The following is a 24,333-nucleotide window of genomic DNA, read 5'->3' as shown; positions in this document are numbered from 1 at the left end:
CGTATCAGTGGGGTGCCTCGACTTGATCAAGGATGTTTTCAAGGATTTGCACAGGTCCGCGTCCTTCAATCTCGGCCGTGGGGCCAAGCACGATACGGTGACGCAGGGCCGGGACAAATAACCCTTTCACATCGTCAGGGATCGCGAAGTCGCGGCCTGCCAATGCAGCGGTGGCACGTGCGGCAGTTGCAATCGCGTCAGCGGCACGGGTAGAGGCACCGTAAGAAATCTCGTTATTCTCGCGCGTCGCCCGCACAAGACGCAGGATGTACGCCAAAATCTCATCTTGCAGGATGATCCCATCAATCGCCGCACGGCATTCGGCAAGGATAGCGGCATCCATCACCTTGTCCTGGGCATCCATCGTGGCGCGTACCTCAATCGGTTCTGCCGCGTGCGCTTGCAAGATTGCCATCTCGATATCGGCGGGCGGGAAATCCACGACCAGTTTGAAGAGGAATCGGTCTAGCTGCGCTTCGGGCAGAGGGTAGGTACCCTGCTGTTCAATCGGGTTTTGGGTCGCGATCACCAGAAACTCATTACCCAGCGAATGGTCGGTGCCATCAATGCTGACCATGCGTTCGTTCATCGCCTGCAACAGGGCGGCCTGCGATTTTGGAGGCGCGCGGTTGATCTCATCCGCCAACAGAACCTGACTGAACACCGGGCCTTTGGTCAGCGTGAAATCATTGGTCTGGAAATTGAAAATCGAGGTGCCCAGCACATCGCCCGGCATCAGATCGGGCGTGAACTGGATACGTCCAAATTCCAGATCAAAAGCGGCGGCAAAGCTACGGGCCAAAAGGGTTTTGGCGGTGCCCGGTGGCCCCTCTAGCAAGACATGCCCACGCGCAAAAAGGGCCACCAGCAGCAGATCGATAATCTCTTCTTGGCCCTTCACGGTTTTGCCGATCTCGGTGCGCAGGGCGTCTGCGCGAGCGCTGAGTGTTTCAAGTGTCATGGGCAAGTTGCTCCAAAGTAAGTTCAAAGGCTTCGACATAGGAAATGGCCGCGGTTGCCGGTAGATGCGGTGGCAAGCTGCGCATTTCGTTCAAAAGAGATGTCAGTTTTTCGGTCAGAGCGGGGTGCAGGCGCCTCATATGCTTCAGATACGCCTGTTCCTTGGTGGCAGTGCCTGAAATAGCGGGGCCAAAAAGCGTGCTGCTGACGGCACTCATCCGGGCGGTTACGTAGTCATCCAACAAGGCACCATCCTGACCGGTCATGCGCATCAGCTTGGCCCGCGCGTTGATTGCCTGTCCCTTACGCGCGCTCAGTTTGGACGTTGCATCCACAATCGGGCCATAGCGTAGACCCGCCCGCCAGAAAGTGATCAGCATCAGGATGCCGCCGCCAATCCAAAGGACTGAAAACGGGTATTCAAAATAGCGCAGAAAATCGGACCAGCTGCGTTCATGCTGAACAACCTCTTGCTGTTCGGTAATCCAGACATCCTGACTGTAGTCGATCAGAATGCGTCCCCCGTCTGCCAATTGCGGCAGCAGGACTTGGGCAATCCGGGCGTTGTCCCCCAGACGCAAACCATGGTTGTTGATGAGGTCAGGATCGGAGAGGACGAGAACGCTGTCGTCGCTGTTCGCCAACGCGCAAAATCCCAGCACCATCTCGCCGACATCGCCAATGATTGGGTCACAACCCTGCCCTTCAAACACCTGCGCCACATAAAATCGCGCGGTCAGGCGGTCGCCATTGGGGGCGCGGTAGGAGAAATCACTAAACGGCCTAGGAATGTGACCGACTCCGCCGATTTCTTCACCGGTGATGAGATGCAGTGCATCTTCGGTTCTTTCTGGATCAACCAACAAAATGGGATGACTCAGACCGGTCAGGCGCACGCCACTGCGCCATTTGGGCAGTACCACCATTGTCTGGGCCAGAGCGGCGCGTTCTTCAACCTGCCAGAGCCACAGATCATATTCGTCCTGCTGCAATAGCAACTCTTCTTGCGTGGTGGGGCTGACGCGCTGCTCTGATAAATCGCTGTCATAGAGCGGGGTGATCACCAAACCCAGAGTCTCAGCGTTGATCGTCCAGCCGCCCGCAAAACTCTGCGCATCATGCCCTTCCGATGACAGCCAGATATCCAGCCCATCCATCCCCGACGCCGAACTGCGCAGCTGTTGTTGCTGCTGGCTTGAAAAATAGAGCAATACCGCAATCCCGATCGCAACAAACACAGCGATCAGAACCAACTCGGGGCGTTGTTTGACAGGTTGGGCTGTTGCGTCGCTCACGATGCCAACTCGCGATACAGTGGGGTGATCTGGGTCACATGATGAGCGAACTCCGGCTCGGTCACGTCGCGACCGCCGAATTGGACACGCTCACTGGCGCGGATCAGATCACGCAAGGCGGGCAGATGCCGCTGGTCGGCAGGTAAGCGCCGCAGCGCCTCGCGATCAGTCCAGCTTTGGCGCAATAGCACGCCGTTGGCGGTCACGGCTTTGCGCAGCGCATTCTGCGCAAGGGCCACAAGTGCCGCGCGTCGATCTGCCATGCTGGTGATTTCAGACAGGTTACGAGGTTGCACCTTTGCAGCGCTATCACGCATATGCCTTGGGCCGCGACGGGCAGCATGTGGATTATCAGATGAGGGCTGCAACATGATCCCGACGTTGCCGCCAAACCGCACAAAAACCACGATGATGGCAATCAGGATGATCGCGGCGACCAAACCAAAGGCCAAGCTTCACCCGGCCCGTTCCAGCTACGAGAGTTGTTTTCAGGTTCGTCCACCGTGGCCAATCGTTCCTGTGTATTCAACGCGGGGGCGGCGGCGGTTGGGTCAAAGTAGGCGACGTCGCTGTCAATGCGACGGCGCGCGATGGCATCCAGATAGGCCTTTCCTGATGTTGTCAGCTCAGGTGCGCCCAACGCCCCATTCTGTGCAAAGGCAAAGGGCGCGGACAGCACCGATGAAGCAAGAACCAAAAGCAGGAGATAAAGACGCATGCGCTATTGATACGCAGGTTGAAAACAGGGCTGCAAACAGGTTGTCATGGTTGCCGCAACGGAACAGCGTTGATGTGACAAGAATGCGCCAGCTTTCCAGGGTGACGACGCGCTATCCGGCATGATCAGCTTGCGCCTTGATGGTGCTAGTCATAACCCAAATCAAGCCTGGTGCTGGGGTATGTCACCTGTGCATTGCTCATACCAACGCCACATCGAGTTTGTCGCAGGGGGCAATGATGATGCTGTTCTGGTCTTTGTCCACAAGCCCCGCTAACAATGGGGAAACGACTGATAGGACTAGTCATTTGACCGATGCAATCAAACGCCCCCTGACGCTGCGCGATGTTTCTGAGGCCTCAGGCGTGAGCGAGATGACCGTAAGCCGCGTGTTGCGCAACAAAGGCGACGTAAGCGCCGCAACGCGCCAGAAGGTGCAGGATGCCGCGAAGCGACTGGGCTATGTGCCCAACAAGATTGCTGGTGCGCTGGCCTCGCAACGGGTGAACCTCGTGGCGGCAATCATTCCATCATTGGGCAATATGGTCTTTCCAGAGGTTCTTTCGGGGATTTCCGAGACGCTGGAGGATACAGAGCTTCAACCGGTTGTGGGTGTCACGGACTATCTGCCAGAGAAAGAAGAGAAGGTCTTGTTCGAGATGCTCTCTTGGCGCCCATCGGGCGTGATCATCGCGGGGCTGGAACACTCCGAAGCGTCACAGGCTATGTTGCAGCAGGCTGGCATCCCCGTTGTCGAGATTATGGATACCGATGGCGAACCGATTGATCATTGTGTTGGTATTTCGCACCGTCGCGCCGGGCGAAAGATGGCGGAAGAGATTATCGCCGCTGGCTACAAACGTATCGGGTTTATGGGGACGAAGATGCCTTTGGATCACCGGGCGCGCAAACGGTTTGAGGGGTTCACCCGGACCCTCGCCAAAGCCGGGATCGAGATTGCGGATCAGGAGTTTTACTCTGGCGGGTCTGCACTTGCCAAAGGGCGTGAGATGACGGCAAAGATGATTGAGCGCACCCCCGATCTGGATTTCCTTTATTATTCCAATGACATGATTGGCGCCGGTGGTTTGCTGTACCTGCAAGAGCAGGGCGTCGATATTCCAGGTACCATTGGTCTGGCCGGGTTTAATGGCGTCGAGCTTTTGGATGGTTTGCCGCGCAAATTGGCCACCATGGATGCGTGCCGCCGCGAGATTGGGGTGAAGGCGGCCCAGATCATCGCAGCACTGAATGCCGGAGACGCTGTGCCCGATGGTCCGACCGTCGCGCTGGAACCTACGCTGTCACCGGGCGATACGCTGCGTCGTTAGGGTGGTTCGTCTTGGCGTGAAGCCTTCGGTTGCAATGATTGTAAAACGACAGCGCGCTTACTCGGCCTAGGTCGGATGAATTGGTAGCGACGTCAGGTTTGCGGACTTTGCTGCCGTTCATTTTGTAAACGTAAATGACCGCTTCAGCGCTATGCGGCCTATTTGGCCTTCATGAACGAGAAACTCAGAAGGTCGGTCGCGTCGCAAGGCAGCTTTCAATTGTAGTCCTTCCCGCGCTCCAGCCAAAGGCCATGGACCTCCTCCCAATTCGGAGCTTCCTTCGCGTGGTATCCGAACGTCTTGCCTGTGGCTATTCTGCCAAAAACCTTGATCGCGCGCGCATGAGCGTCGCTGTGAATAAACTCAAGCATGGCCGCTTTGCTGGACCAAATGCTGAGCGTGTGGTGTACACCGTCGATCAGCTTGGCGTCTGCAGACAGGCAGCCTTGAGCATTTTTCGCCTGCCTCATCGACGCGCCTGCATGTTTTGCGAAGACAGGCCAGTGCCAGACTTGTTTTAACTTTAGACCGGTAATTGAGATGTATTGGCTCTGCTCGTCTGAGCTTTTGGCGTTTCTCTCAAGTATCATTTCGTATCCCTCAAGCTTGAGCGACTGGCAGTTGGCGCTTCAGCAGGCGTCTAAGCACTTCAAGATGAATGATGACCCCGAATGGCACAGCGAAAACCGTCGTCAGCATAGACGGAACCTGACCTATTGCGGATGGCTCAGGCGTAAGTGAGACCACTCCATAAACCGAAAGAACAACTAATGAGACCGCCAATGCAAAGTCGAAAAGTCCAATGGCATTCCATCCAACAACAGCAGCGCGCATGGGCCGTCGTGTTATCAAATAGGCGAGCGGAAGAGCGGTGATCCCAATGAAAACATCCATGATTGCAGCAGGGAACGCAATTTCGGCGGGATAAAGTCCCCCGAGGTAAGCAAAATAAAACGTGAAGCCGACGACACGATAAAACTGGCTGCCTACCAAAAGACTGGTTGGCACATTGTCTATTGCCGTCCGGCGCGCCAAACTTGTGGAACGCGCAATGAGGTAGATCACAACGGGCAAAGCCATGATCGCGAGATAAATTGGCGTACGCGCCCGGTCCCCTTCCACCCAGATACCTACGCCTGGGTAAATTGGAAAGGCATTCAAACCTAACGCGACCAGAAACCACCCAATGAAGAATACCGAGATCGTTCGATCCCGTTTCCAGAAGTAGCGACTGAAATAGACAGTGACACCAAGGGGGACGAGCAAGATGAGCAAGGGGACAACGATCATCATTTCAGTGTTTTCCTTCTGAATTCACGTGAATTTGCAGCAACCATGTCGGCAAGTGTCTTGGGGTCAGCACGATAGGCCTGTATGACTTGAGTATTCTGTTTGGTGTCAGGCATGTGCTGCTCGGACCATGCCATCGCGGCAAGCAGTACCGGAATAAGGTCGAGTGCCCGATCTGTCGGCAGGTAGATTGAGGCGCGACCATCAACCGGGTCAGGAAACTTCTCGACCAAACCATGCGTGATCAGGTGATTAAGGCGCGCGCTCAGAATGTTTGTGGCGACGCCTTCGTCCGCACTCTTGAATTCGGAAAAATGCGACTTGTTCGAGAAAATCATGTCCCGCAGGATCAAAAGACTCCATTGGTCGCCGACCACTTCGACGAGAGCGTTGATGGGACATTTGGATCGGTTGCCGCATGAGTTCAATTTAGATTGCATTTCGCAACTTATATAGATTGCAAAATGCAAGTCAAGTGACTTCTTGTAGAGAAGTTAAGTCATGACAAAAGAGCTCTAGTTGTTTTTGATAATTGTGAAGCGGTCATTCATACGCCCCGCAGCATTTGACAGTTTGGGCTCATAGCTGACATCCATCCCGGCTTCGTCAAAAAGCTGGGTAACCGCCTCAGGCGCTAAACCATCCGGATGACATCTTTATCGATCGCCAGAACATAACCCTTACGGGCGATGTTCTTGACCAGAAGTTCGCTCATCATCTGATTGCCCAGCGTATCGCGGAGACGCTTGATACGGGTTGCACCGGCGGCTTCATCACAGTCGGCAGCGGAGCGTCCCGAAATCACGCCCTCGATTTCGGCACCGGTCAGTACCTCATCATCCATGCGCGCCTCGGCGAGGACCGACAGCGTTTCAATCGCGGCATCCGTCAGTTTGAACTCAAAGTCGTTGAGGTAGACGGCCTTTTGATCGCGGCTGATCGTCAGTGAGTTCACCTCTATCCCTTGCCGTTCGATCCGGCCCATGCGGCGGTTCAAGGCAATCAACATGACCAGGAAGGCAACAGCGGCGACCAAAAGGGCCGTCGCAAAGATCAGCAAGACAAAGATGACGAAGCGGTAAGAGGCGAGCGTGTCGGAGAAGGCGGTGCCTGACCCGGCGAGGATTTCCAGAAGTTTAATCTCAGCATTGCTGGTCAGGTTATCATTCTCAACAAACAACCGCTCTACCCGCATGTTAAATGCGTTGGCATCGGGCAGGTTGATAAACAGCAGAATGGCTGCAATGGCCAAGATCAGTACAATTGCCGCAATCCCTGCGACGACGATTTTATTGCCAATTTCGCGTGCTTCAGTAGCGGAGGAAGAACTCACCTGCGCTGTCCTTTCTTTCATCAAGGCTTGGCGTCATCAAAGACACCCAGCACATTCAACAGCTGCCAACCGTTGCCAGCCAGCCGGTCGCGCAGCTGGCTTTGGGCGGAACCGACAGAACACTCGCCCCGCACCTCTGCCACCCCATAGTGGAGCCGCAAAGGATCGTCTTGCTTGGCTTTATAGTCGGCGTAGCAGGCGGCTTGCGCAAAGGTAGCGCTCAGCATCAGAGCTATGAATGAGAAAGAAAGATGTTTCATGCGCTCCACCTGATCCAAAGCCGTTCTGCTATTCAATAACGCCCAATGTTATCGCGATGGCAATCGTATAACCATCCCCCGTTATTGTTTGGCAGGCATCACTCGCGCCAATTTTGGTTCATCGCCGCCATGACGGCACCCGAACTGAAAGGATGCAGATATGTTTAAGCCATTGATCGCCGGGATTACCGCTTTGTCGCTGACCCTCGCCACGACAACGCCCCTTCAGGCGCAAGGTCTGGATCGTGACGATGTAGGCAAACTGATTTTTGGTCTGGCTGCAATCGCAGTGATTGGCGCGGCCATTGATAACAACCGTGATCGCGACCGCAATCGCAGGACGCAGGTCCATCAGACACCGCAACGCAACAACTCGTGGTCTGACTTGAACCGAGACCATCAGAATGCCCAAAACAGACGCCGCGCGCTGCCGCATGCTTGCCTGCGCAGTGTTGAAACGCGCTTTGGACAGCAACGCCTTTTCGGCAAACGCTGCCTTGAGCGGAACTATCGCCATGTAAACCGTTTGCCGGATCGCTGCGCCGTACGGATTTATACCACAGATGGCCCCCGCCGCGGCTTTGATCCCGTGTGCCTGCGCGAACAGGGTTTCCGTTCTGATCGGCACTACTAAGGTGCCGGCGTTGCGCGGTTCCAATGCCCCGGTTACCGCGCCACCTTGGGTGGTTTGCCCTTTAAAGAGTGCGCTGCGTAGAGCGTAAAGAGGCAAACACCCTGTATGGGGCAGAGAGGTTGGACATGGCTCTCTGCCCCTTTTTCCTTGCAGTGACAGCTGTGTTCTGGTCACTGACCCCATGACCAAACCCGATTTCAGTTTTGAGAGTGCCGCACATGAACATGGTTTTGTGCATGTGGCGGGCGTTGATGAAGTCGGACGCGGGCCATTGGCCGGGCCAGTCGTGGCTGCTGCGGTCATTCTGAACCCAGCGCATATCCCTGACGAGTTGAATGATAGTAAGAAGCTGACCGCAAAACGGCGGGATGCGCTATATGACGAACTACTTGCGGTTGCTGACGTTTCTATCGCTGAAGCAACCGTTGCCGAGATTGACGCACATAACATCCTGCGCGCCTCACATATCGCGATGGTCCGGGCGGTTGCAGGATTGTCCGCCAAAGCAGATCACGCGCTGATTGATGGCAACATGATACCCCGCGATTTGGCCATCTCATCCGAGACAATCATCAAGGGCGATGCGCGCAGTTTGAGCATCGCTGCGGCCTCTATCGTGGCCAAGGTGTGGCGTGACAGACACATGGTGGCATTGGCGCAACAGCACCCGCACTATGGCTGGGAGAAGAACGCCGGATACCCAACAGCCCAACATAAATTGGGGCTCCAGCAGTTTGGAGTGACTGCGCATCATAGACGCTCTTTCAAACCCATACACAACATCTTGTATCAAGATAAAAACGTAACCCCCTGAATCAATAAAGATTTTGACACGGAATCGCCTCTGACTCACATTGGGCTCAACCAAAGAGCGGGACACCCGCCGGGGCTATGAGGCAAGTGATGACGACCAAGACGAAAGCAAAAGGGGCTGTGAAGCTCCCGCTCAATACGATTGTGGATGGTGACTGCATCGAAGTGATGAACAGTCTGCCAGCGAGCTCTGTCGACCTGATTTTTGCTGACCCGCCCTATAACCTGCAATTGAAGGGCGATTTGCATCGCCCCGACAATTCCAAGGTTGATGCCGTTGATGACGCATGGGACCAATTCGATAGCTTCAAACTCTATGACAAGTTCACCCGTGAATGGCTTGCCGCGGCCCGTCGTCTTCTGAAGCCAAACGGCGCGATCTGGGTCATCGGCAGCTATCACAATGTCTTCCGCATGGGCGCAGAGTTACAGAACCAGGGGTTCTGGATCCTCAATGATGTCGTGTGGCGCAAATCGAACCCGATGCCGAATTTCCGGGGCAAGCGCCTGACAAACGCCCATGAGACACTGATTTGGGCCTCCAAAGAAGAGGCCAGCAAGTACACCTTCAATTATGAAGCGCTTAAAGCCCTGAACGAGGGCGTGCAAATGCGGTCTGACTGGGTTCTGCCTATCTGTACCGGCCATGAGCGACTGAAGAATGATGAAGGCGAAAAGGCGCATCCCACGCAAAAACCGCAATCCCTCTTGCACCGCGTCCTTGTTGCCACCACGAACCCCGGCGATGTGGTCCTTGACCCCTTCTTCGGGACTGGCACCACGGGCGCGGTCGCAAAAATGCTGGGCCGCGATTTCATCGGGATCGAGCGTGAAGAGGCATACCGCAAGGTCGCCGAGAAGCGCATCAAAAATACCCGCAAGTTCGACAAGGAAGCACTGGAAGTTTCCACGTCAAAACGGGCTGAACCCCGCGTCGCCTTTGGTGTGCTGGTGGAGCGCGGCATGCTGCGCCCCGGTGAGGAATTGTGGAGCATGAACGGCCGTCACAAGGCAAAGGTCCGTGCTGATGGCACGTTGATCGGTGACGACATCAAAGGGTCAATCCATCAGGTCGGGGCCCACCTTGAAGGTGCGCCAAGCTGTAACGGCTGGACCTATTGGCAGTTTAAACGCGACGGGCAGAAGGTGCCCATTGATCTGCTGCGCCAGCAGATCCGCTCAGAGATGGCGAAGCATTAAGTTTTACCAAAGTTGATACCGCCGGTGCCTGCGGCAAGCCTGTCCAATACTGGATGGGCACGCGAGCACTAACTTTTCCCCCGCCATCCCATGTGATGGCGGGGTTTTTTCTATTTGCCACCCTGATCGAGACGCGCCTCAATCGCTTCCAGCTTTTTCATCACCTCGTCGCGATAGGCATCTGTGGCGGCATTGCCTTCCTCGGCATGTGCGTCCTGCATCGAATTCACGATCAGACCGACCAACAGGTTCACCACAGCAAAAGTGGTCACCATAATGAATGGCACGAAGAACACCCACGCATAGGGGTAGACTTCCATCACCGGGCGCACGATGCCCATCGACCAGCTTTCCAGCGTCATGATCTGGAACAGGGAATAGCCCGAGCGACCCAAGGTGCCGAACCATTCGGGGAATGATGTGCCAAAGAGCTTGGTCGCCATGACAGCGGCGATATAGAACACAATGCCCATCAACAGAAATACCGACCCCATGCCGGGCAGGGCGGTCACGAAACCTTCGACCACCCGGCGCAGGGATGGCACGACTGAGATGACACGCAGGACTCGCAGAATGCGCAGCGCACGCAGAACGGACAAACCGCCATTGCCGGGCACCAGTGACACGCCGACAATGATGAAATCAAAGATGTTCCAACCGCTGCGGAAGAATTGAGCACGCTGGGCAAAGAACTTCGCCGCAAGCTCAACCACAAAGATCGCAAGGCAAAGATTATCAAGCGCCGTAATCAAAGGACCCGCCGCCGCCATGATGGTTTTGGATGTCTCCATCCCCAGGATCACGGCATTGAAGATGATCACGCCGACGATGAAATTGCGCACCCAGGCAGTTTCAAGCAGATCAGCGGTTTTTTGGCGAAGGGTCATACAGTTAGCCTTTAATGAAGAGCGCCCTTGATATGGGTTGTTTGCAACATTTGAGCAAGAGCCTGTCGGGACGTGAGGTTATGCTGGACGGATATTCGCAGCGCTGCGCATGCTCTGCTTAAAAAGTGAGCCTTAAATGTCGATGAACCCGCGTTTGATTTTCCGCTGGACCGCGTTTCTTTTAGCCGGGGGCTATTGCATCCGCATGCTGGTTTTTGGCGGCTGGGACCAGTTTGGTGGTCCGTTTCGGTTCCTCACCGTCTGGGCTTTGTTTTGTTCGTTCTTCGCCTTCAGCCGTATGATGGCGATTGAGGAGGAACGCAGCACCCGCCGCTGGGATGGATTCGTCTGTATGACGGCGGTGATCAACACGATGGTTGTGCTTCTTTACTGGCGACTCTTCTTTGCAGACCCAAATTCTGTGACCAGCGACGGGCAGCTGAACAGCTGGCATCTGGAGCTATATCTGCACGGGCTGGGGCCTGCGTTACAGGTGATAGACAGCATATTCATCCATCGCAGTTACCGCAGGCTAGGTGCGGCCTTCGCTTGGCTGTTTGGTGTAGTAGCTGCCTATCTCTCAATCGCGGAGTTGGTCTACGAACCACTGAACACCAGCCCGTCAGGCACAGTGACGAGTGGTTTGCCCTATCCGTTCCTGAACAATCTGGAGTTTGCGGATCGTATGATCGTTTACGGCTCTTACTTCGCCACTGGCGTTGTATTCTTGTTGATTTATGCGGGTATCGCCTGGGCGTTCAGGCGCCGATTTCCTGCGCCAGCAACGCCTTAAGCCCTGATTTATAGTCGGGGTACAGCAGTTCGACCCCCAACTCATCCTTGATGCGGTCGTTGCGCACCTTCTTGCTCTCAGCATAAAAGCTGCGGGCCATTGGGGTCATTTCGGCCGTTTCAAAATCGACGGCTTCCGGGATCGGTTGCCCCAACAGTTCGGCGGCATAGGCGATCACATCCTCCGGCGGCGCCGGGTCGTTGTCGCAGACGTTATAGGCCGCGCCGGGGTTCGGCTTGTTGATTGAGGCGGCAAGGACACGCGCAATATCGGCCACATGCGTGCGGCTGAACACCTGCCCCTTTTTGATGATCCGCCGCGCGGTGCCATTGCGTACCTTCGAGAAAGGCCCGCGTCCGGGTCCATAGATGCTTACCAGACGGAAAATATGCAGTGGCAGGTCTGGAATAGAGGACCATGCTGCCTCTGCCTCAACCCGCGCGATGCCTCTTTTTGTGGCCGGGGTGAGGGGGGTGTTTTCATCGACCCAATCACCTTGGTGGTCGCCATAGACGCCCGTTGTGGACAGATAACCAACCCATTCAAACTGATCTGCGCGCTGCATGATCTCTTCGCGCAGTTCCGCCAACACCGGATCGCCTGCATCACCCGGCGCCGCCGAGATCAGCAAATGCGTTGCTGCATTCAGTGCCGGGATCATATCGGCCCCCGGCCAGATGCGCGGTTCGATCCCTTCGTTCATCAGGCGCGGTGCTTTGTCTTCGGATCGCGTAGTGCCAATGATGCGCCAATCCTGTGGGAGCAACAGGCGAGACAGAGCGCGGGCGCTATAACCGTGGCCAAAGGAAAGCAGTGTCTTGGTCATATCTCTAAGTGGCTCAGTCCGGGTGTCATCACAAGCCCTCATTCATTGGGCGCCGTAGGCAAGAAAACTTTTGACGCCAGGCGTTTAGTGGCGGGCTAGCTTGCGTAATCTGCACTCTCATTATCCAAAATCGCCTTCAACTCCGCCAGATGCCGCACATCCTGCTCAGGATACTCTTCCAACTCCTGCGCGGTTTTTTCGGCGATGTCATCCGGTAGAACACGTAACGCCATCCCGGTCTGCAGGGGCGCGGATGTACGTCTCGCAGGACCGCTCGAAGTAGTACATCCGGTTGAAGGTTTCAGCCACGCTATCACCAATCACAAGCACACCGTGGTTGCCCATGATCATGACCTTTTGTTTGGGGTCGCTGAACAAGGCTGCACAGCGCTCGCCTTCCTCTTCAAACGCCAAACCGCCATAGCCATCGTCAATCACATAGCGGTTAAAGAACGTGGCGCAGTTCTGATCAATCGGTGGCAGGCGGCTGTCCTTGAGAGACGCAAGCACCGTCGCAAAGATTGAATGCACATGCATCGCGCAGCGGGCATGCGGCACCAAACGGTGAATGCCCCCATGCAGCCCCCAGGCCGTGGGGTCCGGCGCGTTTGGTCCTTTCAGCGTGTCAGGATCATTCGCATCCACGGTGATCAGATCACTCGCCTTGATCCGGCTAAAGTGCATTTGATTGGGGTTCATCAGGAACTTGGTGCCATCATCATTGATTGCCAGACTGATATGATTTGCGACCCCTTCGTGCATGTTCAAACGCGCAGTCCAGCGGAAGGCAGCAGCCATATCAACCCGTTCGGCCCAATGGGCAATGTTTTGTGGATGGGTATTCATGACGGCTCCTTGGAATTGGGTATGGTGCAGGGTATTGATGACGTATCAACCCCATCAAAGGAAGTCTTAACATGGCATTCAAGCCCGCGAAGTGGCCCCGCAAGCTGCGGTCTCAGGAATGGTTCGGGGGGTCGTCAAAGGACGCGATCTATCACCGGTCATGGATGAAGAACCAGGGTTTGCCAGCCGATTTGCTGGACGGGCGACCTGTCGTGGGGATTTGCAATACGTGGTCAGAGCTGACGCCTTGCAATGCGCATCTGCGCGATCTGGCCGAAAGGGTGAAGTTCGGGATTTACGAGGCGGGTGGTTTTCCGGTCGAGTTCCCGGTGTTCTCGCCAGCGGAGTCAAGCCTGCGCCCGACCGCGATGATGTTCCGCAACCTGTGCGCCATGGACGTCGAAGAGGCGATACGGGGTATGTCGATGGATGGTGTCGTGCTGCTGGCTACGAGCTGCGACAAGACCACGCCTGCGCTATTGATGGGTGCTGCCTCTGTCGATCTGCTTACAATCGTCGTTTCTGGCGGCCCGATGCTCAACGGGATGTTCCATGGTGAACGGGTGGGCTCTGGTACACATCTTTGGAAATTCTCTGAAGCGGTCCGCGCTGGCACCATGACTGCGGAAGAGTTCGTCGAGGCTGAGGCTTCCATGTCTCGCTCACCTGGTTCCTGTAACACGATGGGCACCGCCAGCACGATGGCCTCTATGGCCGAGGCGCTGGGCATGGCTTTGTCCGGCAATGCCGCAATTCCAGCTGTTGATAGCCGCCGCCGGGTGATGGCGCATCTGACGGGGCGGCGCATTGTGGATATGGTGAAGGATGACCTAAAGCCGTCTGATGTGATGACGAAAGAAGCGTTTGAAAACGCCATTCGCACGAATGCCGCGATTGGCGGGTCGACAAACGCCGTTATTCACCTTTTGGCCATGGCGGGTCGCACCAAGGGGGTTGAGCTAACACTGGACGATTGGGATCGCTTGGGGCGTGATGTGCCGACAATCGTGAACCTGATGCCATCGGGCAAATACCTGATGGAAGAATTCTTCTATGCGGGTGGATTGCCTGTCGTCATCAAACGGTTGGGCGAAGCGGGTCTGCTTCACAAGGATGCGCTTACCGTGTCAGGCGGGTCTATGTGGGACGAAGTCAAGCACGTCAAGAACTGGAATGAGGACGTGATCCTGCCGGTTGAAAAGGCGCTGACCCAATCGGGTGGCATCGCCGTTCTGCGCGGCAATCTGGCCCCGGGCGGTGCCGTGATCAAGCCCTCTGCCGCGACGTCTGAACTGATGCAGCACACAGGCCGCGCCGTCGTGTTTGAGGACATTGACGACTACAAAGCGCGGATCAACGATGATGATCTGGATATCGACGAAACCTGCGTGATGGTTCTGAAAAACTGTGGCCCGCGCGGGTATCCGGGCATGGCCGAGGTTGGGAACATGGGGCTGCCGCCGAAGATCCTAAAGAAAGGGATCACAGACATGGTGCGGATTTCCGATGCGCGTATGTCGGGCACCGCCTTCGGCACGGTCGTATTGCACACCTCGCCAGAGGCCGCCGTAGGTGGCCCACTGGCCGTGGTGCGTGATGGCGACATGATTGAGCTAGACGTTGCAGGTCGCCGTATCCATCTGGATATCACCGATGAAGAACTCGCGTCCCGTATGGCAGAATGGACCGCCGAAAAATCTGGGGCCAATCCACGCCCGGAAAGCGGCTATGCCATGCTCTACCATGACCGTGTGATGGGCGCAGACACAGGCGCAGATTTCGATTTCCTCGTCGGTCACCGCGGCAATGCCGTTGGCAAGGAAGCCCACTGATGACGCCCATTTGTCTGGTAGGGATCGGCAAGATCGCGGTCGATCAGCACGTACCCGCGATCAACGGCAGCGATGAGTGGGAACTGGCCGCAACCGTCAGCAGGGCAGGCACGGTAGATGGCGTCCCCGCCTACACTGATTTTGATCAGATGCTGAACGAACGGCCGGATGTCCCTGTCATATCGCTCTGTCTGCCCCCGGTGCCGCGCTACGATTACGCGGCCAAAGCCATTGCGGCAGGTCGCCACGTGATGCTCGAAAAACCACCCGGTGCGACACTTGCAGAGGTCGATGCGCTGGCCAAAATGGCAAAAGATGCAGGCGTCACGCTCTACACCACATGGCATAGCCGCATGGCCAAAGGGGTTGCGCCCGCCAAAGCATGGCTTGCCGACAAAAGTGTTACTGGCGCGCATATCACTTGGAAGGAAGACGTGCGGCGCTGGCATCCGGGGCAGGAATGGGTTTTTGCGCCCGGCGGCATGGGGGTCTTTGATCCCGGCAGCAATGCCCTTTCGATCATCACTGAAATCCTGCTAATGCCGATCCATCTGCGCGTTGCAGACCTGTATTTCCCTGAAAACCGGGACACACCGATTGCAGCACAGCTGCAATGGACCGAGAATGTCACGGGTGACTTTGATTGGCGGCAAGAGGGGCCGCAGAACTGGGACATCACTGTGGAAACCACGGCGGGCACGCTACACCTGCACGACGGTGGTGACCGTTTGATCATCGCTGGCAAAGAGATCGTCGCTGGCAATAACCGCGAGTACCCCGCACTCTATGATCGTATGGCAGAACTGGTGAAAAATAGCGCATCAGAGGTGGACGTATCGCCAATGATCCATGTGGCCGACGCGCTCACGTTGGGCAAACGGATCACAGTCGACCCGTTCCATTTTTGATCTAACCCTTTGCTTTTCATGTTGAAAAAATACCTCCGCCGGAGGCATCCTGATCCATAATCAGACGCTCACGGGCCTTTTCGCAAATCGCCAAAAATTTACCATTTGATAAAAAATAAAACTGTGGCAGGCTGTTCGTGAGAAGCCACGACAGGATGACACCCATGTCCAGCCCTATGACCCCCGGTATTGCCGCGGCGCGTTTGCCAGAAGACGCGCTTGCCGAAAACTTCGCAGACTTACATGCACCATTCGCGCCGCACGAGGCTGCAGTTGCTGCAGATCGTTGCTATTTTTGCCATGATGCGCCCTGTGTGACGGCCTGCCCGACAGAGATCGACATCCCGCTCTTTATCCGCCAGATCAGCACGGGCACGTCCGAGGCAGCAGCGAAAACCATCTTTGATCAGAACATTCTCGGCGGCATGTGCGCCCGTGTGTGCCCGACAGAAGACCTCTGCGAACAGGCGTGCGTGCGTGAATTGGCCGAGGGTAAGCCGGTTGAGATCGGGCGCTTGCAGCGACATGCCACCGATACCCTGATGGCCAAACAGCGCCATCCTTATGACCGTGCGCCAGAGACGGGTAAGAAGATCGCGGTTGTCGGTGCCGGACCTGCCGGGTTGGCTTGTGCCCATCGGTTGGCGATGCATGGCCATGACGTGACAATCTACGATGCTGCGGCCAAGGCGGGCGGGCTGAACGAATTCGGCATTGCTGCCTATAAATCCACCGACGATTTTGCCGCGCGCGAGGTGGATTGGCTGCTCGGCATTGGTGGGATTGAGATCAAACCGGGTATGCGTCTTGGGGATGAACTGACCATGGACTCCCTGACCCATTGCTTTGATGCGGTGTTCCTTGGTGTAGGCCTTGGCGGAGTGAACGCTTTGCGCAGCGAAGGCGAAGACAAAGATGGCGTTCGCGATGCGGTCGATTTTATCAAGGACCTGAGGCAAGCCGGTGATCTTGCAACGCTACCCGTCGGGCGTGATGTGGTTGTCATCGGCGGCGGCATGACAGCCGTCGACGCTGCTGTGCAATCCAAGCTGCTGGGTGCCCAGAACGTCACAATTGCCTACCGTCGTGGCCGCGATGCGATGAGCGCGAGCGCATATGAGCAAGACCTCGCAGCCTCCAAAGGCGTGCGTTTGATGTTCAACGCGCAGCCGGTTGCGATCCATGGCAACGGTGCCGTGCGCGAGATTGAGTTGGAATACACAGCAGATGACGGCGGCGGCCTGAAAGGGACGGGTGAGACGATCCGACTTGCCGCTGATCAAGTTTTCAAAGCGATTGGACAGACGCTGACCACCGATGGCGGGCTAGATCTGGAAGGGCGCAAGATTGCTGTGACGGGTGCCGGTCGCACCAGCCACGATGGTGTTTGGGCCGGTGGTGACTGTGCCAGTGGTGGTGATGACCTGACAGTGACTGCCGTGGCCGAGGGGCGCGATGCCGCGATGGATATTCATGCGGTCTTGATGGGCGCAAAAGGGTGAAGTGGGGCGCCATCATAGTGGCGGCGAACCTAGGAACGATGGCGCTTGCACAGCCCGACCCTTTCCTCGGGACAAGATGCGGTCCGAACGAAAACATCCACGTTGAGCCCGGTGCGATTGGTTTCAACGAACATACGGTCTGCGACTGGCGCGATCCGCCGGTGGTTAAAGCCTTCTCGCTTCACGGATTGATTGATTGCCGGAACGTCTATGTTTTGGATGCCGCGACCGATCCGGTGACAACACGAACCCTTGATCAAGGCACCCGACATCTGCGGTTGGTGCTGGTGAACGATATAGATATGGACGTGTACCTTGATCGCGTTCCGGTCGGGCGCTTTGGCGCATGCGGCTGATTTTGACAGGAGAAACCAACGATGGCTGATCTGACGACAGACTTTCTAGGGATCAAATCCCCTAACCCGTTCTGGCTGGCCTCGGCCCCGCCGACAGACAAAGAATATAACGTTCGCCGCGCATTTGAGGCTTACTGGGGCGGCGTCGTTTGGAAAACACTCGGGGCCGAAGGGCCGCCGGTCGTAAACGTCAATGGCCCGCGTTATGGTGCGATTTATGGCGCGGATCGGCGGTTGTTGGGTCTGAACAATATTGAGTTGATCACCGACCGCCCGCTTGAAACCAACCTCGAAGAAATCACCCGCGTGAAGGCCGACTACCCCGATCGCGCGATGATCGTGTCGATCATGGTGCCTTGTGAAGAACAGGCCTGGAAAGACATCCTCCCCCGCGTGGCAGCCACTGGCGCAGACGGAATTGAGCTGAACTTTGGCTGCCCGCATGGGATGTCGGAACGGGGCATGGGCGCGGCTGTTGGGCAGGTGCCTGAATACATCGAGATGGTGACGCGCTGGTGCAAACAGTACTACGATAAGCCAGTGATCGTGAAGCTGACACCGAACATCACCGATGTCCGCAAACCGGCTGCTGCCGCCATGCGTGGTGGGGCGGATGCGGTCAGCCTGATCAATACGATCAACTCGATTACATCGGTCGATCTTGACACAATGTCACCCGAGCCTTCGATTGACGGCAAAGGATCGCATGGTGGCTATTGCGGCCCGGCGGTGAAACCCATCGCCATGTCGATGGTCTCAGAGATTGCGCGCGATCCCGAAACGCACGGCCTGCCAATCAGTGGCATTGGCGGGATCACAACTTGGCGCGATGCGGCGGAATTTATCAGCCTTGGTGCAGGCAATGTGCAGGTTTGCACGGCAGCGATGACCTATGGTTTCAAGATCGTGCAAGAGATGATCAGCGGGTTGTCGCAGTGGATGGATGAAAAAGGCTATACCTCGGTGGAAGAGGTGGTCGGTCGTGCCGTCCCGAATGTGACGGATTGGCAATATCTGAACCTGAACTATATCGCCAAGGCCAAGATCAATCAGGATGATTGCATCAAATGCGGACGTTGCTATGCGGCCTGCGAAGACACCAGCCACCAAGCGATTGCGATGTCAGAAGATCGTACCTTTACCGTGATTGATGAGGAATGCGTCGCCTGCAACCTTTGCGTCGACGTATGTCCGGTTGAAAACTGCATCACGATGGAGGCGATGCAGCCCGGTCAGATTGACCCGCGCACGGGCAAGGTTGTCGAGAAGGAATACGCCAACTGGACAACGCACCCGAATAATCCGGGTGCGGTGGCGGCTGAGTAGTCAAGCTCCAAATACAAATCGTATGTCTGCCTGCATACGCGCCAGCAGGGAGACGGGCCAAGACAGTCCCTCAGGATCCTTTACAGTGACATGCCATCCGCGAATATGGGCGACAAACTGCGGTCTCGCCATCGTGTTTCCTCGCGTTGTGTCAAACAGCATTGCTTCGTCAGCGGTCGCGATGGCATCGAACAATGTGTCTTTAAAAATACGATGATAGCGGTTTATGATACGGTCAGTGGGCACGTCATGTCCACCTTCGCGCACCCGGTTTGCAACGCGTTGCACATTGATCTGCGGATCATCGGTGGTCACAAAGACCAACTGAACAAAGAACCCAAGATCCCTCGCCTTGACCATGGCGTCGACATGGCTGTGATGCGACATCACTGTCTCGTAAGAGAATGAGGCATATGCATCAATGGCAGCGTCACGTCTCGTTCTTACAATACGCTGGGATTGTATATTGCGTTCATGCAGATCGCCGGGAAGCATCTTCGCAATCTCATCAGCGTTTGCATAGTCTGGGATCTCGCGCCCGGCGCGCTGTAGGAAAGAAAGAACAGTCGTCTTTCCAGACCCGTTCGGGCCGCCAATAACAAGAAGTGTTGGGCGGTCCGCCATCTCTTTTGGCGGTCCTGACCCTATCGTTTATTTGCAGGCGTTAGGCCAAGCTTTGTTGTCGCAGCGATGGCTTGCGTTCCAGCGGCTTCAAAAGCAGTATGCCACGCATCTCCACCCATTTCTGTTACATTCCGCGACTTTGGGAATTGCAGATTGAATAGCTCTTCAGGTGTGAGCAGTGGTCTCAACCGATCCATGATTTTGGCGGCATCCTTATGAATAGCAGTCTTGTCGCGGCCACCAGCGATCTGCACTGTCCCTGCGGCAATAGCTGCTTCAAGTATCTGCAGGATCGTAAATGTTCCTGGGGCATAATCGTTGCGCGTACTTGGCTTCGACCCCTTGCTCGAGGCAGGCGAATATGCGATTTTTTCGTCCATATCAAAGGTCCTTTTTGCCTGTCGTCAGTGAATCGATGTTCGTGCCGCAGGTCAAGCACCAATCATTCTGCCAAGGATCTGGGCCAAAATGGGGCGATGAGCCCCAACATTGCAGATACACCTAAATATTTCGTTCAGGGTGCGCCGATGCCGCAAACACTAAACTAATATGGGGAGGGTTCCGGACTTACGCAACCAAGTTTCCATTTTGTGATCACAATTGAAGGGTGCGCGCAATGACCTTCGCGACGTGTTCTTCGGCGCCATCAAACGGATCGTCCCGGCCTAGTACAGCCCGCACCTGCACATCGAAATCGGCGTAATGCTGGGTCAAAGCCCAGATTGAAAAGATCAGGTGGTGCGGATCGATATCGGCGATCTTGCCCTCATCTACCCATGCTTTGATGATCCGGGCTTTCTCATCAACAAGTGCCTTGAGGTCGTTTTTCAGGATATTCTCAATCCGTGGTGCGCCTTGCAGAACTTCGTTGGCAAAGAGGCGACTTTCACGCGGGTAGTCCCGGCTCATCGCCAGTTTGCGCCGGGCGTAGCCCATGATCTCGGCGACGGGGTCACCTGCACCGTCAAGGGCTTTGAGCGGGTCTAGCCATGTTTCCAGCAACCGTTCCAGCAATGCGGCATGGATCGCTTCTTTTGAGGCGAAATAGTACAGCAAGTTGGGTTTTGACAGCCCGGCTGCTTCAGCAATCTGATCCAAAGTCGTTCCACGAAACCCGAATTGTGAAAACACGTCTAAACCGGCGGACAAAATCGCAGCGCGGTTGCGTTGCTGAATACGGGTGGGGGGTTTGGTCATGCCGATCCTTCGCTTAAAAACCGGGCGGAATTTGGGCAAACGTGCCCGTGACTGCCAGCTTTGGTTGCATCTGCCTGTAATCCGAGCGGAAAACTTGACTGGTGCTTTCCCTCTGTTAGCGTTGTTTTGACCACTTGGTCAAATGCAAGCGAAGGAGCCCCCATGCCAGCCCCCGGAGAGAACCTGCGTATCAACGGCGAACGGCTGTGGGACAGCCTGATGGAAATGGCCAAGATCGGCCCCGGTGTTGCAGGCGGGAATAACCGCCAGACCTTGACCGATGAAGACAGCGAGGGCCGTCACCTGTTCCAGAAATGGTGCGAAGCGGCGGGCTGCACAATGGGTGTTGATGAGATCGGCAACATGTTTGCGCGGCGCGAGGGCACGGATCCGGATGCGCTGCCTGTTTATGTGGGCTCGCATTTGGACACCCAGCCTACCGGCGGCAAATATGACGGCGTGTTGGGCGTATTAGGTGGTCTGGAAATCCTGCGCACGCTCAATGACCTCGATATCAAGACCAAACATCCGATTGTCGTGACGAATTGGACCAATGAGGAAGGCACGCGCTACGCCCCCGCCATGCTCGCCTCGGGCGTCTTTGCGGGCAAACATACGCTCGACTGGGCGAATGACCGGGTGGATGCGGATGGCAAACGTTTCGGGGATGAGCTGGAGCGGATCGGCTGGAGGGGTGAGGAAAAGGTCGGTGATCGCAAGATGCATGCCTTCTTTGAACTGCATATCGAACAGGGGCCGATTTTGGAGGCTGAAGGCAAGGACATTGGCGTTGTGACGCACGGCCAGGGCCTGCGCTGGATCGAATGTACGATCACCGGCAAGGAAAGCCATACCGGATCAACGCCGATGCATATGCGCAAGAACGCGGGGCGCGGTTTGGCTTTGGTGACCGAGTTGGTGCACGAGATTGCGATGAAGAACCAACCAAATGCGGTGGGGGCCATCGGGCATATCGACGTCTACCCAAACAGCCGCAACATCATCCCCGGTAAGGTGGTCTTCACCGTCGATATGCGGACGCATCTTTTGGACAAGCTGAACGGGATGGTGGCCGAGTTCGAAGAACGCGCACCGAAGATCTGCGAAGAGATCAGCGTGGAGTTCTCCTGCGAAATCGTCGGGCAATTCGACCCGCCCGCCTTTGACGAAGGCTGCGTGAAAGCCGTGCGCGACGCGGCGGAGCGGTTGGGCTATAGCCACATGGATATCGTCTCGGGTGCCGGACATGATGCCTGCTGGATCAACGATCTTTATCCGACAGCGATGGTGATGTGCCCTTGTGTGGATGGTTTGAGCCACAATGAGGCGGAAGAGATTTCACCGGAATGGGCGGCGGCGGGCACGGATGTGCTGTTTCATGCGGTGGTCGAGACGGCGGAGATTGTGGGGTAAAGGGGGCGCTGCCCCCGGCCTGCGGCCTCCCCCAAGGTATTTGAGAACATGAGAAGATGAGGGCCCGCGAAAGGCCGACAGGGAGAAAAGATCATGACCAAAGTCATCAAGAACGGCACGATTGTTACCCATGACCTGACTTATGAAGCGGACGTCCTGATCGACGGCGGCACGATCATCGAGATTGGTCCCAACCTGAAGGGCGACGAGGAACTGGATGCGACCGGTTGCTATGTCATGCCGGGTGGTATTGACCCCCACGTCCATCTGGAAATGCCGTTCATGGGCACCTACTCCTCCGATGATTTCGAGAGCGGCACCCGTGCTGGCCTTGCGGGTGGCACCACGATGGTTGTCGATTTCTGCCTGCCTAATCAGGGCGAGAGCCTGCTCGACGCGATCAAGCGCTGGGACAACAAATCGACCCGTGCGAACTGTGATTACTCCTTCCATATGGCGGTGACATGGTGGGGTGAGCAGGTCTTCAACGACATGGAAACAGTCGTGAAGGATCGTGGTATCAACACCTTCAAGCACTTCCTCGCCTACAAGGGCGCGTTGATGGTGAATGATGATGAGCTTTTCTCATCCTTCAACCGCCTGTCAGAACTGGGGGCCATCGCGATGGTCCACGCGGAAAACGGGGATGTTGTCGCCGAGATGACCGCAAAACTGCTGACCGAGGGAAATACCGGCCCAGAAGGTCACGCCTATTCACGCCCATCTCAGGTTGAGGGCGAGGCCACCAACCGCGCGATCATGATCGCTGATATGGCGGGTGTGCCACTCTATGTGGTGCATACCTCTTGCGAAGAGGCGCATGAGGCCATTCGCCGGGCGCGGCAACAGGGCAAGCGCGTTTGGGGTGAGCCACTGATCCAGCACCTGACGCTCGATGAGAGTGAATATTTCAACAAAGATTGGGACCATGCCGCGCGCCGCGTTATGTCACCGCCTTTCCGGAACAAGCAGCATCAGGATAGCCTTTGGGCGGGTTTGCAATCTGGGTCATTGAGCGTTGTGGCGACGGACCACTGCGCCTTTACGACCGAACAGAAGCGGACAGGTGTGGGTGATTTCTCGAAAATTCCAAATGGTACGGGTGGGCTTGAGGATCGGATGCCGATGCTCTGGACCCACGGGGTTGAGACGGGGCGTCTGACACCGAATGAGTTTGTGGCTGTGACCTCCACCAACATCGCGAAGATACTCAACTGCTATCCGAACAAAGGTGCTGTGATGGTCGGGGCTGATGCCGATCTGGTGGTCTGGGACCCAGCGAAGACCAAGACGATCGCTGCCGGTACCCAGCAATCGGCTATCGACTATAACGTGTTCGAGGGCAAAGAGGTGAAGGGCCTGCCGCGCTTTACCCTGACGCGCGGCCACGTGGCGATCCATGATGGGGAAGTGCGCACGCAGGAAGGGCACGGCAAGTTCGTGAAGCGCGAGGCGAATACGCCTGTGAACAAAGCGCTGTCCTCGTGGAAAGAACTGACCGCGCCGCAGCCAGTGAAGCGGACGGGTATTCCGGCGACAGGAGTCTAGGGAAATTGGGAAGCTAGCATGTGGGCAATTGCAAGTAGCAAAGAGATCCGAACGCTATACCAACGAAATGCTGTTACGAGTGTCTTAGTTGCTGATTATTCCTGCCAACAGACCGATTGGCTGTTTGCAAATTGGAACAGGATTCACCAGGACAGCGACAGCACTTGGCACGTGTGTGTTCCGACCACAGAGACGCGGAGTGGCATTGGCTATGGAGAGTTTGCGAAGGAGCACTTCAATTCTAACTTATCGCTACGATTGGGAATGATGTATGGCATTCCAGAGCCAAAGTATCCCTGTATGGTCTTTGATAACTACGATCCTGGAAGCAGACAAAAGTATGTGTCGCTGGACGACTATTCAGACAGTCAGCTAGCAGCATTCTTCCGCGAAACATCCCGAACACTGAGAGAACGGCGAGCGAAGGGCAACTGGGGTCAC

At 56.1% G+C, this 24,333-nt stretch carries 26 protein-coding genes and 2 pseudogenes; 12 read left to right on the top strand and 16 right to left on the bottom strand.

Annotated elements, in window-relative coordinates; genetic code table 11:
- Positions 1–4: 4 nt before the first annotated feature.
- The 4 genes from QTO30_RS12460 to QTO30_RS12445 are packed head-to-tail and all read right to left on the bottom strand — an operon-like array spanning position 5 to position 2,973.
- Positions 5–961, bottom strand: coding sequence for an AAA family ATPase (locus QTO30_RS12460; RefSeq protein WP_340424424.1), 957 nt, complete (start codon positions 959–961; stop codon positions 5–7).
- Positions 951–2,255, bottom strand: coding sequence for a hypothetical protein (locus QTO30_RS12455; protein WP_340424423.1), 1,305 nt, complete (start codon positions 2,253–2,255; stop codon positions 951–953). The genes QTO30_RS12460 and QTO30_RS12455 overlap by 11 nt, the downstream gene beginning before the upstream one ends.
- The gene (locus QTO30_RS12450) at positions 2,252–2,707 is read right to left on the bottom strand and encodes a DUF4129 domain-containing protein (RefSeq protein ID WP_340424422.1); all 456 of its coding nucleotides are present in this window, start codon (positions 2,705–2,707) and stop codon (positions 2,252–2,254) included. The genes QTO30_RS12455 and QTO30_RS12450 overlap by 4 nt, the downstream gene beginning before the upstream one ends.
- On the bottom strand, positions 2,674–2,973 hold the full coding sequence (locus tag QTO30_RS12445; protein ID WP_340424421.1) for a hypothetical protein: 300 nt from the start codon (positions 2,971–2,973) through the stop codon (positions 2,674–2,676). Before QTO30_RS12445 ends, QTO30_RS12450 begins: the two co-directional genes overlap by 34 nt.
- Before the next feature lie 308 nt (positions 2,974–3,281).
- Here QTO30_RS12445 and QTO30_RS12440 point away from each other — a divergent pair, with 308 nt between their 5' ends.
- The gene (locus QTO30_RS12440; protein WP_340424420.1) at positions 3,282–4,304 is read left to right on the top strand and encodes a LacI family DNA-binding transcriptional regulator; all 1,023 of its coding nucleotides are present in this window, start codon (positions 3,282–3,284) and stop codon (positions 4,302–4,304) included.
- A 215-nt stretch (positions 4,305–4,519) separates the two neighbouring features.
- Here the strand turns inward: QTO30_RS12440 and QTO30_RS12435 are convergent, their stop codons facing one another.
- From QTO30_RS12435 to QTO30_RS12415, 5 genes and pseudogenes are all read right to left on the bottom strand, one after another.
- Entirely contained in the window at positions 4,520–4,894 is a 375-nt protein-coding gene (locus QTO30_RS12435) for a hypothetical protein (RefSeq protein WP_340424419.1), read from the bottom strand.
- A 10-nt stretch (positions 4,895–4,904) separates the two neighbouring features.
- The gene (locus tag QTO30_RS12430) at positions 4,905–5,597 is read right to left on the bottom strand and encodes a hypothetical protein (RefSeq protein WP_340424418.1); all 693 of its coding nucleotides are present in this window, start codon (positions 5,595–5,597) and stop codon (positions 4,905–4,907) included.
- Positions 5,594–6,034 carry a winged helix-turn-helix transcriptional regulator gene (locus QTO30_RS12425; RefSeq protein ID WP_340424417.1) on the bottom strand — a complete coding sequence of 147 codons (441 nt, stop codon included), beginning with the start codon at positions 6,032–6,034 and terminating at the stop codon, positions 5,594–5,596. Before QTO30_RS12425 ends, QTO30_RS12430 begins: the two co-directional genes overlap by 4 nt.
- 194 nt (positions 6,035–6,228) lie before the next feature.
- The gene (locus tag QTO30_RS12420) at positions 6,229–6,948 is read right to left on the bottom strand and encodes a winged helix-turn-helix domain-containing protein (protein WP_340424416.1); all 720 of its coding nucleotides are present in this window, start codon (positions 6,946–6,948) and stop codon (positions 6,229–6,231) included.
- Positions 6,905–7,187: pseudogene (locus QTO30_RS12415) on the bottom strand (hypothetical protein). The gene QTO30_RS12420 and the pseudogene QTO30_RS12415 overlap by 44 nt, the downstream one beginning before the upstream one ends.
- A 160-nt stretch (positions 7,188–7,347) precedes the next feature.
- Between QTO30_RS12415 and QTO30_RS12410 the strand changes: the two are divergent.
- The 3 genes from QTO30_RS12410 to QTO30_RS12400 all read left to right on the top strand — a co-directional run bounded on the left by QTO30_RS12410 (position 7,348) and on the right by QTO30_RS12400 (position 9,834).
- Entirely contained in the window at positions 7,348–7,821 is a 474-nt protein-coding gene (locus QTO30_RS12410; protein ID WP_340424415.1) for a hypothetical protein, read from the top strand.
- Positions 7,822–8,002: 181 nt separating this feature from the next.
- Entirely contained in the window at positions 8,003–8,635 is a 633-nt protein-coding gene (locus QTO30_RS12405; RefSeq protein WP_340424414.1) for a ribonuclease HII, read from the top strand.
- Positions 8,636–8,724: 89 nt separating this feature from the next.
- Positions 8,725–9,834, top strand: coding sequence for a site-specific DNA-methyltransferase (locus tag QTO30_RS12400; protein WP_340424413.1), 1,110 nt, complete (start codon positions 8,725–8,727; stop codon positions 9,832–9,834).
- Between the two features lie 110 nt (positions 9,835–9,944).
- Here the strand turns inward: QTO30_RS12400 and QTO30_RS12395 are convergent, their stop codons facing one another.
- Positions 9,945–10,721: an ion transporter gene (locus tag QTO30_RS12395; protein ID WP_340424412.1), complete on the bottom strand. Its 777-nt coding sequence runs from the start codon at positions 10,719–10,721 to the stop codon at positions 9,945–9,947.
- 136 nt (positions 10,722–10,857) lie between these two features.
- Here QTO30_RS12395 and QTO30_RS12390 point away from each other — a divergent pair, with 136 nt between their 5' ends.
- Entirely contained in the window at positions 10,858–11,514 is a 657-nt protein-coding gene (locus QTO30_RS12390) for a hypothetical protein (protein WP_340424411.1), read from the top strand.
- Here the strand turns inward: QTO30_RS12390 and QTO30_RS12385 are convergent.
- Positions 11,480–12,340: an SDR family oxidoreductase gene (locus QTO30_RS12385; protein WP_340424410.1), complete on the bottom strand. Its 861-nt coding sequence runs from the start codon at positions 12,338–12,340 to the stop codon at positions 11,480–11,482. The two genes, QTO30_RS12390 and QTO30_RS12385, sit on opposite strands and share 35 nt — an antisense overlap.
- A gap of 95 nt (positions 12,341–12,435) precedes the next feature.
- A pseudogene (locus tag QTO30_RS12380) lies at positions 12,436–13,186 on the bottom strand (class II aldolase and adducin N-terminal domain-containing protein).
- 71 nt (positions 13,187–13,257) lie between these two features.
- Here QTO30_RS12380 and araD point away from each other — a divergent pair.
- Complete coding sequence (gene araD, locus QTO30_RS12375) at positions 13,258–15,018, top strand: L-arabinonate dehydratase (protein WP_340424409.1); 1,761 nt, start codon at positions 13,258–13,260, stop codon at positions 15,016–15,018.
- A complete protein-coding gene (locus tag QTO30_RS12370; RefSeq protein ID WP_340424408.1) occupies positions 15,018–15,926 on the top strand; it encodes a Gfo/Idh/MocA family protein in 909 nt (302 codons plus the stop codon). The genes araD and QTO30_RS12370 overlap by 1 nt, the downstream gene beginning before the upstream one ends.
- A gap of 16 nt (positions 15,927–15,942) precedes the next feature.
- On the opposite strand, the gene QTO30_RS12365 is transcribed toward QTO30_RS12370, so the two are convergent.
- Positions 15,943–16,092, bottom strand: coding sequence for a hypothetical protein (locus QTO30_RS12365; protein WP_340424407.1), 150 nt, complete (start codon positions 16,090–16,092; stop codon positions 15,943–15,945).
- Here QTO30_RS12365 and QTO30_RS12360 point away from each other — a divergent pair.
- The 3 genes from QTO30_RS12360 to preA are packed head-to-tail and all read left to right on the top strand — an operon-like array spanning position 16,091 to position 19,110.
- Positions 16,091–17,428 (top strand): NAD(P)-dependent oxidoreductase, encoded by a 1,338-nt coding sequence (locus QTO30_RS12360; RefSeq protein WP_340424406.1) that lies wholly within the window; start codon positions 16,091–16,093, stop codon positions 17,426–17,428. The genes QTO30_RS12365 and QTO30_RS12360 overlap by 2 nt on opposite strands.
- A gap of 38 nt (positions 17,429–17,466) precedes the next feature.
- Complete coding sequence (locus QTO30_RS12355) at positions 17,467–17,784, top strand: hypothetical protein (protein ID WP_340424405.1); 318 nt, start codon at positions 17,467–17,469, stop codon at positions 17,782–17,784.
- Positions 17,785–17,805: 21 nt separating this feature from the next.
- Positions 17,806–19,110, top strand: coding sequence for an NAD-dependent dihydropyrimidine dehydrogenase subunit PreA (preA, locus tag QTO30_RS12350; RefSeq protein WP_340424404.1), 1,305 nt, complete (start codon positions 17,806–17,808; stop codon positions 19,108–19,110).
- On the opposite strand, the gene QTO30_RS12345 is transcribed toward preA, so the two are convergent.
- The 3 genes from QTO30_RS12345 to QTO30_RS12335 all read right to left on the bottom strand — a co-directional run bounded on the left by QTO30_RS12345 (position 19,111) and on the right by QTO30_RS12335 (position 20,931).
- The gene (locus tag QTO30_RS12345; RefSeq protein ID WP_340424403.1) at positions 19,111–19,734 is read right to left on the bottom strand and encodes a zeta toxin family protein; all 624 of its coding nucleotides are present in this window, start codon (positions 19,732–19,734) and stop codon (positions 19,111–19,113) included.
- 20 nt (positions 19,735–19,754) lie between these two features.
- Positions 19,755–20,114 (bottom strand): hypothetical protein, encoded by a 360-nt coding sequence (locus tag QTO30_RS12340; protein WP_340424402.1) that lies wholly within the window; start codon positions 20,112–20,114, stop codon positions 19,755–19,757.
- 214 nt (positions 20,115–20,328) lie between these two features.
- Positions 20,329–20,931, bottom strand: a complete 603-nt coding sequence (locus QTO30_RS12335) for a TetR family transcriptional regulator C-terminal domain-containing protein (RefSeq protein WP_340424401.1) — start codon at positions 20,929–20,931, stop codon at positions 20,329–20,331.
- 162 nt (positions 20,932–21,093) lie between these two features.
- Between QTO30_RS12335 and QTO30_RS12330 the strand changes: the two genes are divergently transcribed.
- Both QTO30_RS12330 and hydA read left to right on the top strand, forming a co-directional pair.
- Positions 21,094–22,344 carry a Zn-dependent hydrolase gene (locus QTO30_RS12330; protein ID WP_340424400.1) on the top strand — a complete coding sequence of 417 codons (1,251 nt, stop codon included), beginning with the start codon at positions 21,094–21,096 and terminating at the stop codon, positions 22,342–22,344.
- Positions 22,345–22,437: 93 nt separating this feature from the next.
- Entirely contained in the window at positions 22,438–23,892 is a 1,455-nt protein-coding gene (gene hydA / locus QTO30_RS12325; RefSeq protein WP_340424399.1) for a dihydropyrimidinase, read from the top strand.
- Positions 23,893–24,333 lie beyond the last annotated feature (441 nt).

Origin of the sequence: Yoonia sp. GPGPB17 (genome assembly GCF_037892195.1) — a bacterium.
Lineage (GTDB): Bacteria > Pseudomonadota > Alphaproteobacteria > Rhodobacterales > Rhodobacteraceae > Yoonia.
This window is presented reverse-complemented; position numbering and strand designations above follow the sequence as displayed.